Below are 13,337 nucleotides of genomic sequence, written 5' to 3' on the forward strand. Positions count from 1 at the left end.
ACCGCCGGTACGCCGGTACCGCCCGTTCGCTGCGGTGACCGCCGGGGAACCGTTCGGAGCGGGTGGGGTGTCGTGGTGGGCAGCGGGCGGATCGACCCGCCCGTATCGAGGGAGGGAGTCTGAGCGGTGACGGACCGACAGAGCGGTGACTTCGGACGTGAGTTGTTGGCAGCCGCCGGGGTGCTCTTCCCGTCCGCCGACGGCCGGGTGCTCGTGGTGCGGCTGCCGTACGACCGGAGGCACCCGGTGGCCGTCCCCGGCGGGGGCTGGGATCCGGAGGACGTGTCGCCCCGCGCGACGGCCGTCCGGGAGGTCCGCGAGGAGCTCGGGTTCACGCCCGTGCTCGGCCCACTGGCCTGCATCGACTGGACGCTCGACGATTCCCGCCCGCCGATCGCCGCACACCTCTACTGGGCCGAACCGCTCACCCCCGAGCAGTCGGCCGCGTTCGCTCCGGACACCGCCGAGGTCGGCGGGTGGACCTGGCTGACCGCCGAACAGGCCGCCCACGCGCTGCCGCCCCGCCTCTCCCGGCGGGTCACCGCCTGCCTGCGGGCGCCGCGCTCGGCCGGTCCGCTGGAGCTGGAGGACAGCCACCCGGCCGGGCACACCCTGGAGCATCTGACGGTCGAACCACCGCCGGAGTACACCCGGTTGGCGGGTCTGGCGCTCACCGGGGACACCACCGGGACGGCTGCCGAGCCGCCGGCTCCCCCGATGGACCGGGCCGGCTACATCGCCAGCCGGCCGCGGATCCGGGCGAAGGCCCGGGCCGTCTTCACCGACACGGCCGGGCGGGTCCTGCTGGTACGCCTGCGGCCGTGGCCGGGCGGCGGCGAGGAGCCGTACTGGACGCTGCCCGGCGGCGGGATCGAGGCCGACCGGGAGCTGCCCCGGGCGGCGGCCCGGCGGGAGATCCGCGAGGAGCTCGGCTGGGAGTACGAGCCGGGCCGGCTGCTGGCCCTCGACTGGCTGCCCGGCCGGGGCGCGGACCCGGCTCACGACCGGGACACCGCCGTACTCGTCTACCTGTTCGACGGCGGGACCGCGTCGGACGAGCGCCTCGCCTCGATCACGCTGCCCGAGGACGAACTGGTCGAATGGCGGCTCTGCGACCCGGCCGAGGCACGCTCGCTGCTGTCCGCCCCGTCCTGGTCGCGGACGGCCGCCGCGCTCGCCGCCCGCGGCGGCTCCGGCGGACCGGCCGAGCTGGTCGAGGGCCGACCGGCGCGCTGACCGGGCGGCCCGACCGGTGGCCCCGGTCCACACTGGAGGCATGGAGAACGGGATCGCGGACGTCCTGGCCGGCCGTCGGGTGGAGTCGGTCCGCGGCGGCGGGCGACTCGACATCGACCTGGACGGGCCGGTGACCGTCCGGGTGACACACGAGTTCCGCTTCGCCGTGCCGTCCGGGGTGGAGCGCTTCTACCCCGCGCCGGCCGTCCGCCCGACCGTCCGGCTGCTCGCCCTGGTCGGCCGGACGGTGGGCACCGCCCGGGTGACCCCGGCCGGTGGGCTGGAGCTGGTCTTCGACGGCGACGCCGTCCTGTCCGTGCCGCCGCACGCCGTGGTCGCGCCCTGGACGGTGCTCACCCCCGAGGGGGTCGTCTGCTCCGGGCTGGCGGGTGGCGAGGTGACCTGGACGGGCGGCCCGGACCGCTGAGCCGGGCCGCGCCCGCGACCGGTGGCCGGACCGGCGGCCGGGCCGGACCCTGCGCCGCGCGACGCAGGGTCCGTGCCACGGACGGTCGGCCGGACCCCGCCGAGGGCTCCGGGCCGTTCCGGGCCCCGGAGCGGGTCAGACCTCCATGTCGGCCTCGATCTTCGTCAGCTGGTGGCGGGCCATCGCCAGGTTGGCCCGGCTCTTGTCCAGCGCGAGGTAGAGGAAGAGGCCCTTGCCGCTGCGGCCGGTGAGCGGCCGGATCAGGTGGTACTGGCTGCTGAGGGTGATGAGGATGTCCTCGATGCCGTCCTGCAGGCCCAGCATGTCCATCGTGCGCATCTTGGCCCGGACCACGTCGGTGTTGCCGGCGGCGGCCACGTTGAGGTCCAGCCCGCCGGGGCCGTCGAGGGTGGCGAGTGCCATGCCGCTGTTGTAGTCCACCAGTGCGGCACCGAGGGCGCCTTCGATCACGGTCATGGTCTGCTTGAGCGCGCCTGCTGCGTCCGTCATGTCGGTTTCTCCGGTTCGTTCGTGGGTTGGGGATCGGTGGGACGTCGATAGGTGGGGAAGGTCGGAAGTCGACACGTCGACAGGTCTGCCCGTCGACAGATCTGTCCATCGACCGGTCTGCCGTCGACAGGTCGCCGGGTCGGCGGTCGGCGGGTGGTGCTTCGGGCGGGGGGCGGTCAGCCCACCTCCTTGGACTCCCGCACGTCCTTGGGCGCGAGGGAGTCGGCGAGGAGCTCGGCGATGCGCCCGGCGGAGCGCCTGGCCTCCAGGTGCAGCCGGCCCACGTTCACGTCCGGGTGCGCCAGAAGGGTCAGCACACAGCTTCCGCCGGCCGCGTAGGTGGCGACGTAGCCGTGCTCGCCGCGGACCAGCGACTCCCGGAAGTCGCCCTGCCCGGTCGTGTCGGCGAGCCGCTGCGCCAGGCCGAGGGAGGCCGCCGTCATCGCCGCCAGGCCCGAGGGTTCGGTCCCGTGGGTGTCGTGGGCGACCAGCAGGCCGTCCACGCTGGCCACCAGCCCGCCCGCGAGATGCGGCACCCGATGCTTGAGGGCGCGGAGTTCGGCCAGCAGCTCGGTCTCCAAGGCGATCAGTTGTCTCCTTCCGACACGCTGCTTGAGCGCCCGCCTCATGGCCGTGAGGACGGAGTCGCGGGCGGAGAGAGGTTCAAAGTCGGGCCTCCAGAAGGTCTCGGACCCGGGTCAGCAGCGCGATGTCCGGGTCTGGAACGGTCAGCGGGTGGGTCGCTGCCGGGGTCGGTGGAAGGGCGGCGGAACGGGTGGCCCCCGCCGGGACGAGCCCGGCCAGCGCGGCCCCGGGGACGCGGCGGTGCAGCCCACCGGTACGGCCGACCGGCGGGTGACCGACGGCGGACCGCCCGGCCGGCACGGTCGCGGCGGCCGGCAGGCCCCCGAGCGCCCCGGCTCCGGCCGGCGCGTGCCCGGCGGAGACGTGCGCAGCGATACCGGGCGCCACCGGTGCCTGGGCGGCGTGCCGAGGCGCGGCGCGTCCCGGGGTACCGCCTCCCGGGGCGGGTCTTCCAGGGGCACCGGCGCCAGGGACAGCACCTCCGGGGGTGGCGAGCAGCCCGGCGGCGGCGAGCCGGCGGATGTCCGCCGTGGTCGCGAACGCCGAGCGCCCGAGCAGCCGGGCCAGCTCCGCCGGGGTTCTTCGGCCGTCCACGTGGTCGAGCAACTCACGCTGGTGCCGGCTCGGCCGGCGGCGGACCACCCGGGTGGGCGCCGCCGCCCGCACCTCCCGATCGGCCCGGCCACCCTCGACAGCTGGTCGTCGCTCCCCGAACTCCCATGCCGCACGGGCCTCGTGGGCGTTGTGAACCTCACCGACAACGTGCCCCTCGTGAGCCTCGTGCGCCACACGGAACCCGTCGGACTCCCGAGCGGCGACAGCCCCGGCAGCGCCGACAGCACGACCGGCCCCGACCGCTTCGCAGGCCACCGGGCGGACCGGCGCGGTGTCGACTTGGGGCCACGGCCAGATCCGTTCGAGCAACCGACGGCGGCGGTCGACCTCCCGGCAAAGCCGGAAGGCGCTCACCGCCGAGACCGGCCCGAGCCAGTGCCGCACGCCGGATTCGAAGGACCAGCACCCCGCCCTCGACGGTCCGGCGAGCCCGCCCGGACGGGTCGGTGCGGTCGCCCCGACCGATCCGGCCGCCTCCGCCGCACCGGAGGCCCAGGCGGCGGCGTTCCATGACGCGGCGCCGGCGCAGTCCAGGACGAAGAACGCGGCGTCGTACAGCGCGCCGAGATGGCAGATCTCCAACTCGCCCCGGCTGAGGCTGCGTTGTTCCACCAGTGCCTCACCGACCCGGCACTGGGGACCGAAGCTCCGGACGGTGTCCCGCCACGCCTCGGGGGTGATCCGGCCGCACCCGGTCAGCAGGGCGGCCAGATCGGGGCTGTGGTCGGACTCGGCGTGCACCACCAGTCCGTCGGCGAAGTAGAGAGCCCCCGCGGGCCCGCGCAGAACGCCGGTCAACCGGCCCTCGGCGAGCCTGGTGACCGCCTCACCCGGGTTCCGCCCGAGCCGCCCCGGGGAGAGGACGCCCACCGGGGGCAGGACGAGGCCGCTCATGCCGACCGCCGGTGGGCGACAGGCTTGCGCCCGGACGGCCGAAACACGACGGCGGGAGCCGGACGGACATCCGCGCAGTTCGCAGGACCGACCGAGGCCGAAGGGGTGGCCGGATTCACGATCGTGTTCGTCATCCGAGCACCAGTTCCTCGGCGAGGCCCTGGAGGCGGTAGCGCGCCGCAGCCAGGTTGCCCTCGGTCCGGTCGAGCCAGAGATGCAGGACGAGCCGACTGTCGAAGACGGTGTCAATGAAGCACAACAGGTGGTAACTGCGGCCCGCAGTGACGATGATGTCCTGCAACGGCGCTTGCCGGTCCTCCGCCCCGGTGAAGGTCTGGCTCTCAACAGCCGCCCGTACCAGGTCGGTTGCTTCGGCGGCCGAGGTGTCGTGGTCCCCGCTGGGGCTGATCCCGATGCTGCCGAGGGCGAGCCCGCTGCTCCAGTCGATCAGACTGGCAGCCCGGGCACCGGCGATCGCCATCGCCCCGGAGAGGCATTCGTCGATACCCGGCACTCGGGCTCCTTCGGAGGGTTCGGTACGGCCGGGAGCGCTCGGTCGGCACCGGCCGGTCCACCACGACCAGTGGCGGCTTCGACACGGAAGGCTACTGCCGGATTCCATATGACGAACATTCCAATGGCATATTCACACCGCAGCAGGCTACTTTCAGCCATCCTGTGACGCATCGTCAGATCACCGCTCACGGCGAAGCCGCTGGCCGGGCGACCGGCTGCCGAACAGCCCGGGAGGCGACCAGGGGCGCGACCTTGGCCGGTTGTCGGCCACGACGGAGGGTTTCGGACGGGATGTGCGGTAGGGCCGCATCACGCCACGCTCGCCCCACCGAGGTGCCGTCCGGCCACCGAGCCGGGGCAGCGGGCGATCAGGATGATCACGTGGCCGACCGCGTGCGGGCCCCTGAGATCGACTCGTTCGGCCGGACGCAGCCGCCACCCTGGGCGACGAAGCGGCGGCAGCCGGGGAGAGGGCGCCCCGTCCGGCCGGCGCCGACTCCCGGGGCAGTCCGGCAGTCCGGCAGTCCGGCAGTCCGAGGGAACGAACAAGGCGGCCGCCCCCGATGGGGAGCGGCCGCCTTGGAATGGAGCGCCAGGCCCGGGTCGAACGGACTCTTCCTACTGAAAGTAGGACGTGCTCCAGTAGCACCTCTGACGCCTGACCGAGAGGTCATTTCCTCTCGACGGGAAGAACATTAGCAGGACATCACGCCTGGTCAGAAATCGAGTGGGCGGCAACGGGAGACGGACCCGGCGGAACCCCGGCACCACTCGACCGCGCCCGTGACAACGAGCGACGACGACCGGTCGAGCCGGGGCAGCACCGGGCGCCCGGCGCGACACGGGGAGGCCGGGCCGGGCGGTCGGCGGGCGGAGAGCCGGCGGCCGGATTGCTCCGAACGGGCCCCGGTCGACGGGTCGCACCATACTGGGGACATGGCGCAGAACACTCCTCCGCCGCACGCTCCGCCGACCGTCACGGTCAAGGGCCGCGAGGTGCGGATGCGTACGATCGCGGTCGCCGTCCTCGCGGTGCTGGCCATCTGGTTCATCGCAGCCAATACCGGATCGGTCTCCATCACCCTCTGGGTCGCCACCGTCACCCTGCCGCTGTGGGCGGTCCTCACCGTGACGCTGGCCGTCGGGCTGGTCATCGGGTACTTCCTCGCCCGTCGGCGGGCCAAGGGCTGAACCGGCCCCGGACCCCGGCCCCGGACACCGCCCGCCCGGGACCGGGGCGGCGGCACGTCCTCACCCACGGCCCGCACGGCACACGGCACTCGGCACACCGCCCGTCGACGGACGGCACCGGCGGGCCGCGGCGCGATGCCCACGACCCGCCGGTGCGGCCCGGCGTCAGGAGAGCAGGATCTCCTTCGCCTTCCGGAACTCCTCCTCGGAGATCGCCCCGCTGCTCCTGAGGCCGGCGAGCTTGGCCAGTTCGTCGACATGGCTGCCCGCCCCGCCAGCGGTACCGGTACCGGTACCGCCGCCCTCACCGGCGGCCGCCTCCTTGACGTACGCCTTGAAGGCGGCGTCGGCCTGCTTCGCCTGCTCCAGGTCGCGCTCGCCCATCGATCTGCCGCGCGCGATCAGGTAGACGAAGACGCCGAGGAAGGGCAGCAGGATCACGAAGATCAGCCAGCCGGCCTTGCCCCAACCGCCCATGTCATGACTGCGGAAGATATCCGAGATGATCTTGAACAGCAGGAAGAACCAGAGGATGAAGAGGAAGAGCTCCAGCATCGTCCAGAACAGGTTGAGCAACGGGTAGTCGTCCACGGTGTCCTCCTCCCGCCGGCCGACCGACCGTCGGTGGCCACGCGGTGAACCGCGCCGCCCGGAGGTGGGCGGCGGACAAACGAGTCATATCACCGCTATTCGGCCGCCGCACGTCAGACATCGAACAGCCGGCGAGCGCGTCGAGCCCTCCGAAGAGGCTCTTCTCCACCACCCGCGCGGCGATTTCCCCGGCACCCCGCTCACCCACTGGCCGCGACCAGGCGGAGCTCGACGACGGCGCCATGTGGGCGAACGCCTTCGCGCTCACCTCGGTGACGGGTGAAATCGAAGCGCGGATCGCCGCCCCCGTGAAGCAGGCGGCGAGCGGAGGCCCCCGCAGCGGGAGCCCGCACCCGAAACAATTGTTCGAGCACACGTTCGATAACGGCGTAGGCTGGATCCATGCCGAGCACCCTGCACCTCCAGCCCTCGCTGTTCGACGACGCCGACGGGGGCGGGGCCGCGCTGGGGCCTCTCACGGGGGTACGGCGGGAGGTCCTGGGCGCCGGCGCCTGGGTGGACCTGCTGCCCGGGTGGGTGCACGGGGCGACCGGGCTGTTCGAACAGCTGGCGGCCGAGGTGCCGTGGCGGGCCGAGCGGCGGGAGATGTACGAGCGGGTGGTGGAGGTGCCACGGCTGCTCGCGTCCTACGGGGAGCGCGACGCGCCGCCGCACCCGCTGCTGGGCGCGGCCCGGGCGGCGCTGAGCGCACACTACGCGGAGGAACTGGGCGAGCCGTTCCGGACCCTGGGGCTCTGCTACTACCGGGACGGGCGCGACAGCGTGGCCTGGCACGGTGACCGGATCGGGCGCGGGGACCGCGAGGACACCATGGTCGCGATCGTCTCGGTGGGCGAGCCCCGGACGTTGCTGCTGCGCCCGCGCGGGGGCGGCGGGCCCGTCGTCCGGCACCCTGTCGGGCACGGGGACCTGCTGGTCATGGGCGGGTCGTGCCAGCGGACGTGGGAGCACGCGATCGCCAAGACCGCCCGGCCCGTGGGGCCGCGGATCAGCGTCCAGTTCCGGCCGCGCGGGGTGGCCTGAGCAGCCACGGCCGGGAGCGGGCCGGGCGTCCCGGTTGCCGGGGGGCCGGGGGTCGCGGAGGCTGGCCGAGGGGTCCGCCAGGGCTTGGAGGACGGCATGCCGAAGGCCGGCAGGTACCACGAGGGAGTCCCGTGCTGGGCCGAACTGGCCGCGCCGGACGTCGAGCGGGCACGACGGTTCTACGGCCGACTGTTCGGCTGGGAGTACGTGCCGACCGGCCCGGCCGGTGACGAGTACCTGGTGGCGACGGTGCGCGGGGTGCAGGTGGCGGGGATCAGGTCGCGCCGGGAGGTCGACGGGCAGGGACGGCCGGCCTGGACGACCTACCTCGCGGTGGACGACGCCGACCGGACGGCCGGACTGGTCCAGGAGGCGGGCGGACTGGTCGTCTTCGAGCCGTTCGACGTGCCCGACCAGGCGCGCGGGGTGCTCGCGGTGGACCCGCTCGGTGCGGTCTTCGGGCTCTGGCAGGGGTCGCTCAACCCGGGGGCCGGCCTGGTGAACGAACCCGGCACGGTCGCCTGGAACGATCAGCTCTCCCCGGCGCCGGACACAGCCCGGGACTTCTACGGCCGGGTCTTCGGCTACGAGTACGACGCCGCCGCGGCCGACCACACGGTCTTCCGGGTCGGCGGGCAGCCGGTCGGCGGGATCGGCGGGGACCCGGGCATCGACCCGGACGGCCCACCGGCCTTCTGGGCGGTGTACTTCGGGGCGGCGGACACCGACCGGACGGTGGAGCGGGCGGTCCGGCTCGGCGGGAGCGTGCTGGACGGGCCCGAGCCGACCCCGTACGGGCGGCTCGCGGTGGTGCGGGACGACGGCGGGGCGGTGTTCACCTTGATCTCCGTCCCTCCGGGCGAACCGGCCGACCCGGGACCGGACCAGGACCAGGTACCGGCCCCGGGACCGAATCCGGACCAGGACCCGACCGACCGGACGACGATCTGAACTCCTGCCCGCTCCGCACCGCGGGGGCGGTGGGCCGGGCCCACCGCCCCCGCGGTCCGGGCGGGTCGCCCGTCGGCACGTGCCCGGCCCGGGACCCCACTCCCGTGACCGGGCCGCTGTCACCCGCCTCGGCCCCTTCCTCGCGGGTCAGTCCTTCACGGCGCCCGCCAGCCCGGAGACCAGCTTGCGCTGCACCGCGATGAAGAAGATCAGTACCGGCACGGTCATCAGGGTGGACGCCGCCATGATGCCGCCCCAGTCGTTCTCGTCCGGCTTGAAGAACACCAGCAGCGCCGAGGGGAGCGTCTGGTTCTCGGTGGCGCTGATGATGAAGGTCTTGGCGAAGACGAAGTCGTTCCACGCCGCGATGAAGGAGAACACGCTGGTCGCCGCCAGACCGGGGGCCACCAGTGGCAGCAGGATCCGCCACAGGATGCGGGTCCGGCTGGCACCGTCGATCTGGGCGGCCTCCTCGATGGAGACCGGGACCGCGGCGACGAAACCGCGCATCATCCAGATGCCGAACGGCAGTGAGAAGGCCAGCTGCACCAGGATCAGCGAGGCCAGGGTGTTGAGGCCGATGCCCGGGGCGACCCGGCCGGCGTCGCGGAACATGAAGAACAGCGGAATGGTCAGCGCCTCGACCGGGATCATCTGGGCGATCAGGAACATCACCATGATCGTGGTGCGGAACCGGAAGCGGAAGCGGGTCACCGCCACCGCCGCCAGGAAGACCACCAGTGCCGACAGCACCACCACCGAGAGCGCGATGACCAGGCTGTTGAGGAAGTAGCGGCCGAACCCGTCGACGCTCAGCACCTGCCGGAAGCTCTCCAGCGTGGGGTGGGCGGTCCACGGCCTGGGATCCAGCGACTGCACCTCGCCCTTGGGCTTGAAGGCCGACAGCACCATCCAGAAGATCGGGAAGGCGGTGACGACGGCCACCAGGATCGCGGTGGTGTTGGCGGCGAGCCGCCAGCGGCTACGGGCGTTCACAGTTCATTCCCCGTCCGTCGCAGGGTGCGGATGTAGAGGACCGTCGGGATCACCAGGATCAGCAGCATGATCACGCCGATCGCCGCGCCGAGCCCGTACTGGGAGGAGGCGAACGCCTTCTGGTACGCGTACACGTTGAGCACGAGGTTCTGCCCGGCGATGCCGCCGCCCTCGGTCATCACGTAGATCTGGGTGAAGACCTTGAAGTCCCAGATGACCGACTGGATCACCACGACGGTCAGGATCGGCCGGAGCATCGGGGCGGTGATCCGGCGGAAGGTGGTCCAGGTGCTGGCGCCGTCCAGGGCGGCGGCCTCCAGGATCTCCTCGGGGATCGCCCGGATGCCCGCGTAGAGCGTCACCATCACGAACGGGAAGGAGTGCCAGACCACCACGGCACCGACGATGAGGAACGCCGACCACTTGTCGTAGAACCAGTTGTACTCGTGGAAGCCGCTCAGTCCGAGGTCGACCAGGGTCTTGTTGACCAGACCCAGGTTGGTGTCGAACAGGAAGCTCCACACCGTCGATCCGGTCATCGCCGGCGCCGCCCAGGCCGCCATCGCGGCGGTCGTCAGCACCAGCCGGGCCACCCGGCCGACCCTGGTCAGCAGCACCGCGAGGGTGGCGCCGACGGCCAGGGTGGCGATCACGCAGAACGCGGCGAAGCCGATCGTCTGGGTGAGCACCGACCAGAACTGGGTGTCGCTCAGGATCTTCTCGTAGTTGCCGAGGCCGACGAAGCTGGTGGGCACTCCCCCGGACGCCTGGGCCTGCCCGAAGTCCAGCACCGACAGCAGTCCGAGCTGGTAGATCGGGTAGGCCACCAGCGGGATCATGATGATCGCGGCCGGCAGGAGGAGCAGCAGCGGTGGGCGGCGCCGGCCGCGCGGGGGCGCGGCCGGGCCGGTGCCCCGACGACGCCCGCTCGGGGAAGTCGACGCCGCCGGGGCAGTCGTGGTGGGTGCGGACACGTACGGGACCTCTCTCGGGGCCTGCTCTCTCGGGCGTGCGATCAGTGACCGGCCGCGAAGGCCGAGGTGATCTGCGTGGCGGCGTCGCCCGAGGCCTTGGCCACGTCCGACTTTCCGGTGACGATCTGCTGGAGCATCGTCGGGATGACGGCCTGCGCGTCGATCTGCGCCCACGCCTGGTCCAGCGGAACGAACTTGGTGCCGGCCGCGATGGTGTCGGTGAACGGCTTCAGGAAGGCGTCCTTCGCCGCGACCTTGTCGTTGACGGACTTGAGGGTCGGCAGGTTCCCCATCGCGTCGTACATCTGCTCCTGGTAGCCGGGGCTCGCCAGCAGCTCGGCGAACTCGACCGCGAGGGTGCGGTGCTTGGCCGCCTTCATCACCCCGAGGTTGTTGCCGCCGCCGAACGCCGGGGCGATCGACCCGGACTTCTCGCCGGGCAGCGGGACGACGCCGTACTTGCCGTTGACCGGGCCCGCGTCGACCTTGCTGCGACTGGAGTTGGGCAGGATCGCCATCGCGGACTTGCCGGCCGCGAAGAGGTCGACGGTCTTGCCGCCGGTGAGGTCGGCGCACTGCTGGGCCGGACAGCCGTCGGCGCCGAAGAGGTCCGTGTAGCGCTTGATCCCGGCCTGCGCGGCGGGCGAGTTGATCCCGGCCTTGAACGCGGCGCCGTCCTTGGTGGCGATGTCGCCACCGGCGTCCCAGACGAACGGCAGCGCACCGAAGGTGTACTTGCCGCCGACCGCGATGCCGAAGGTGTCCGGGTGCGCGGCGTGAATCTTCTGGTTGGCGGCCACCAGCTCCTGGTACGACTTCGGCGCGCTCAGCCCGGCCTCGGTGAAGAGGTCGGTGCGGTAGTACAGCGCACGGACGCCGACCCACCACGGCAGGCCGTAGGTCTTGCCGTCCAGCACGGCGGTCTTGGCGATCGCCGGGTCGAGGTCGCCCTTGTCCTTCCACTTGTCGAGGTCGGCGCCGATCTCGGCGAGGCCGCCGGCGGCGACGTAGCCGGGGAGGTCGGTGTTGCCGAACTCGACCAGGTCCGGGGCGCTGTTCGGGTCGTTGAACGCGCCCTTCATCTTGGCGGCGCGGGCCGAGGCATCGGTGTCGATGTAGCTGATGTCGACGGTGACGCCCTGGTGCGAGGCCTGGAACTCGGTGATCGCCTTGCTGATCACCGCCTCCTTCGCCGCGTTGCCGGCCTCGTTGTACAGCCAGACCTGCAGGGTGCCCGTCCGGTCGTCGCCGGCCCGGTCACCGGCCGGCAGCGCGGTACCGGGCGAACAGGCGGCAGCCGCGAGGCAGCTGGCGGCGAGGACGGTGGCCGCGGCGGTCCGTCTGATGAGTCGCATGGGTGGAGACCTCCCCTCCCGACAGCTGCCGCCGAGACGTGCGCCGCTGGGGACGGGCACGTCGAAGCAGGCCCTGACCGGGGCCGATGGTGGGTGCGTGAACGCCTTGATGTGGGGGTACGGCAGGGCGACCGCTCGGGTGGGCCGCGGCGCCTGCTCGATGCCACGGACGTTAGGCGGGGGCGCTCGGGGGCAACAAGAGGCCGTTCGGGAAGTTTTGCAGTGCACAACGCTGTATCGAAGAATCGGCTAACCCGGCGCGAGGGGGTACCGTCTGACCACCGCCGCAGTCCGGCGGTGGAACGAGAGGGGAACGGACCGATGACGGAGACGGGGACCGGGTCGCAGGCCCGGCCGCAGACCGGATCGGAGCCCGGACCGAGACCCGCGCCGGCGGCCGGCGCGGTCGACGGGAGCGACTCCGGGGAGCCGGCGAAGGACGGCGCGGAGCCGGCGAAGGCGGCCGCGAAGAAGGCGGCGGGTTCCGAGCGCAACCAGTCGTCCTCGCTGCGCCGCGCGCTGGCCGTCCTCGGCCACGTACGCGACCACGGCAACGGGCGGGGCGTACCGCTCGCCCAGCTCGCCGAGGCGCTGGGCCTCAACAAGAGCACCGTGCTGCGGCTGGCCGGCCCTCTGCTGGACGAGCACCTGCTCGACCGCGACCGGGAGACCGGCTGGTTCCGCCTCGGCCACGGCTCGCTCCGCCTCGGCCAGGCCTACCTGTCCACCCTCGACCTGCGCAGCGTCGCCGCCGAGCACCTGCGGCGGCTGCAGCGCGAGGCCGGCGAGACCGTGCACCTGACGGTCTGGCAGGCCCCCGGCATCGTCTACCTCGACAAGGTCGAGGACGAGACCAACGTCCGGATGGCCTCCCGGGTCGGCAGCCGGGCGCCCGCGTACTGCACCGCGACCGGAAAGGCGATCCTCGCCTGGCTGCCCGACGAGGCCGTCACCGAGGTGGTCGCCGCCGGGCTGCGCCCGGTCACCGCCTGGACCATCTCCGACGAGACGCACCTGCGGGCCGACCTCGCCCGGATCCGCGCCCGCGGCTACTCGATCGACGACCGGGAGAACGAGCCCGAGGTCCGCTGCGTCGCCGCCCCGATCTTCGACCACACCGGCGAGGTGACCGCCGCGCTGTCCGTCTCCGGCCTCACCTCGCGGATGACCGCCGCGCGGGTCCGCTCGCTCGGCCCGGTGGTCGCCCAGGTCGGCCTGCGGATCTCGCGCGAACTCGGCTCCGACCGCCAGCCCGGCTGACCGCGCTCCGGTCGGCGCGATTTCGGCGGCCGGCCCCGGCGACGGGACCGTCGGTACCCGGAGAACGAATGAGGCCCGGTGCCTGGAAAGGCACCGGACCTCATTCGACGTGGAGCGCCAGGCCCGGGTTGAACGGACTCTCCCTACTGAAAGTAGGACGTGCTCCGGTAGCACCACTGACGCCTGACGAGA

The 13,337-nt window shown here is 72.8% G+C and carries 14 protein-coding genes; 6 read left to right on the forward strand and 8 right to left on the reverse strand.

Annotated elements, in window-relative coordinates; genetic code table 11:
- Positions 1–126: 126 nt before the first annotated feature.
- A complete protein-coding gene (locus ACZ34W_RS23645) occupies positions 127–1,236 on the forward strand; it encodes an NUDIX hydrolase (protein ID WP_465606804.1) in 1,110 nt (369 codons plus the stop codon).
- Between the two features lie 40 nt (positions 1,237–1,276).
- Entirely contained in the window at positions 1,277–1,663 is a 387-nt protein-coding gene (locus ACZ34W_RS23650) for a DUF6188 family protein (RefSeq protein WP_465606806.1), read from the forward strand.
- Between the two features lie 135 nt (positions 1,664–1,798).
- Here the strand turns inward: ACZ34W_RS23650 and ACZ34W_RS23655 are convergent, their stop codons facing one another.
- The 4 genes from ACZ34W_RS23655 to ACZ34W_RS23670 all read right to left on the reverse strand — a co-directional run bounded on the left by ACZ34W_RS23655 (position 1,799) and on the right by ACZ34W_RS23670 (position 4,781).
- Positions 1,799–2,173: a hypothetical protein gene (locus tag ACZ34W_RS23655; protein WP_329490951.1), complete on the reverse strand. Its 375-nt coding sequence runs from the start codon at positions 2,171–2,173 to the stop codon at positions 1,799–1,801.
- A 176-nt stretch (positions 2,174–2,349) separates the two neighbouring features.
- A complete protein-coding gene (locus tag ACZ34W_RS23660) occupies positions 2,350–2,754 on the reverse strand; it encodes a roadblock/LC7 domain-containing protein (protein ID WP_329490950.1) in 405 nt (134 codons plus the stop codon).
- Between the two features lie 82 nt (positions 2,755–2,836).
- Positions 2,837–4,267, reverse strand: a complete 1,431-nt coding sequence (locus ACZ34W_RS23665) for a hypothetical protein (RefSeq protein ID WP_465606809.1) — start codon at positions 4,265–4,267, stop codon at positions 2,837–2,839.
- Positions 4,268–4,397: 130 nt separating this feature from the next.
- Positions 4,398–4,781 (reverse strand): hypothetical protein, encoded by a 384-nt coding sequence (locus ACZ34W_RS23670; RefSeq protein WP_329490948.1) that lies wholly within the window; start codon positions 4,779–4,781, stop codon positions 4,398–4,400.
- 938 nt (positions 4,782–5,719) lie between these two features.
- On the opposite strand from ACZ34W_RS23670, the gene ACZ34W_RS23675 reads away from it, so the two are divergent.
- Positions 5,720–5,974 carry a LapA family protein gene (locus ACZ34W_RS23675; RefSeq protein ID WP_465606811.1) on the forward strand — a complete coding sequence of 85 codons (255 nt, stop codon included), beginning with the start codon at positions 5,720–5,722 and terminating at the stop codon, positions 5,972–5,974.
- A 165-nt stretch (positions 5,975–6,139) separates the two neighbouring features.
- Here ACZ34W_RS23675 and ACZ34W_RS23680 read toward each other — a convergent pair whose 3' ends face one another.
- Entirely contained in the window at positions 6,140–6,565 is a 426-nt protein-coding gene (locus ACZ34W_RS23680; RefSeq protein ID WP_465606813.1) for an SHOCT domain-containing protein, read from the reverse strand.
- A 402-nt stretch (positions 6,566–6,967) separates the two neighbouring features.
- Between ACZ34W_RS23680 and ACZ34W_RS23685 the strand changes: the two genes are divergently transcribed.
- Both ACZ34W_RS23685 and ACZ34W_RS23690 read left to right on the forward strand, forming a co-directional pair.
- Positions 6,968–7,609, forward strand: a complete 642-nt coding sequence (locus ACZ34W_RS23685) for an alpha-ketoglutarate-dependent dioxygenase AlkB (RefSeq protein WP_352291701.1) — start codon at positions 6,968–6,970, stop codon at positions 7,607–7,609.
- A 96-nt stretch (positions 7,610–7,705) separates the two neighbouring features.
- Positions 7,706–8,560, forward strand: a complete 855-nt coding sequence (locus ACZ34W_RS23690) for a VOC family protein (protein WP_465606815.1) — start codon at positions 7,706–7,708, stop codon at positions 8,558–8,560.
- 147 nt (positions 8,561–8,707) lie between these two features.
- Here the strand turns inward: ACZ34W_RS23690 and ACZ34W_RS23695 are convergent, their stop codons facing one another.
- The 3 genes from ACZ34W_RS23695 to ACZ34W_RS23705 are packed head-to-tail and all read right to left on the reverse strand — an operon-like array spanning position 8,708 to position 11,885.
- Entirely contained in the window at positions 8,708–9,556 is an 849-nt protein-coding gene (locus tag ACZ34W_RS23695) for a carbohydrate ABC transporter permease (RefSeq protein ID WP_359806242.1), read from the reverse strand.
- Positions 9,553–10,530 (reverse strand): carbohydrate ABC transporter permease, encoded by a 978-nt coding sequence (locus tag ACZ34W_RS23700; protein ID WP_329490942.1) that lies wholly within the window; start codon positions 10,528–10,530, stop codon positions 9,553–9,555. The genes ACZ34W_RS23695 and ACZ34W_RS23700 overlap by 4 nt, the downstream gene beginning before the upstream one ends.
- Positions 10,531–10,571: 41 nt before the next feature.
- Complete coding sequence (locus ACZ34W_RS23705; protein ID WP_352291708.1) at positions 10,572–11,885, reverse strand: extracellular solute-binding protein; 1,314 nt, start codon at positions 11,883–11,885, stop codon at positions 10,572–10,574.
- A gap of 321 nt (positions 11,886–12,206) precedes the next feature.
- Between ACZ34W_RS23705 and ACZ34W_RS23710 the strand changes: the two genes are divergently transcribed.
- Entirely contained in the window at positions 12,207–13,145 is a 939-nt protein-coding gene (locus ACZ34W_RS23710) for an IclR family transcriptional regulator (RefSeq protein WP_329490940.1), read from the forward strand.
- Positions 13,146–13,337: the final 192 nt, after the last annotated feature.

This window comes from Kitasatospora sp. NPDC022856, assembly GCF_055561235.1.

Excerpts from the sequence above, each read along its gene's own strand:
- ACZ34W_RS23650 (WP_465606806.1), top strand. The coding sequence starts at position 1,277 with ATGGAGAACGGGATCGCGGACGTCCTGGCCGGCCGTCGGGTGGAGTCG.
- ACZ34W_RS23655 (WP_329490951.1), bottom strand. The coding sequence starts at position 2,173 with ATGACGGACGCAGCAGGCGCGCTCAAGCAGACCATGACCGTGATCGAA.
- ACZ34W_RS23665 (WP_465606809.1), bottom strand. The coding sequence starts at position 4,267 with ATGAGCGGCCTCGTCCTGCCCCCGGTGGGCGTCCTCTCCCCGGGGCGG.
- ACZ34W_RS23675 (WP_465606811.1), top strand. The coding sequence starts at position 5,720 with ATGGCGCAGAACACTCCTCCGCCGCACGCTCCGCCGACCGTCACGGTC.
- ACZ34W_RS23685 (WP_352291701.1), top strand. The coding sequence starts at position 6,968 with ATGCCGAGCACCCTGCACCTCCAGCCCTCGCTGTTCGACGACGCCGAC.
- ACZ34W_RS23690 (WP_465606815.1), top strand. The coding sequence starts at position 7,706 with ATGCCGAAGGCCGGCAGGTACCACGAGGGAGTCCCGTGCTGGGCCGAA.
- ACZ34W_RS23705 (WP_352291708.1), bottom strand. The coding sequence starts at position 11,885 with ATGCGACTCATCAGACGGACCGCCGCGGCCACCGTCCTCGCCGCCAGC.
- ACZ34W_RS23710 (WP_329490940.1), top strand. The coding sequence starts at position 12,207 with ATGACGGAGACGGGGACCGGGTCGCAGGCCCGGCCGCAGACCGGATCG.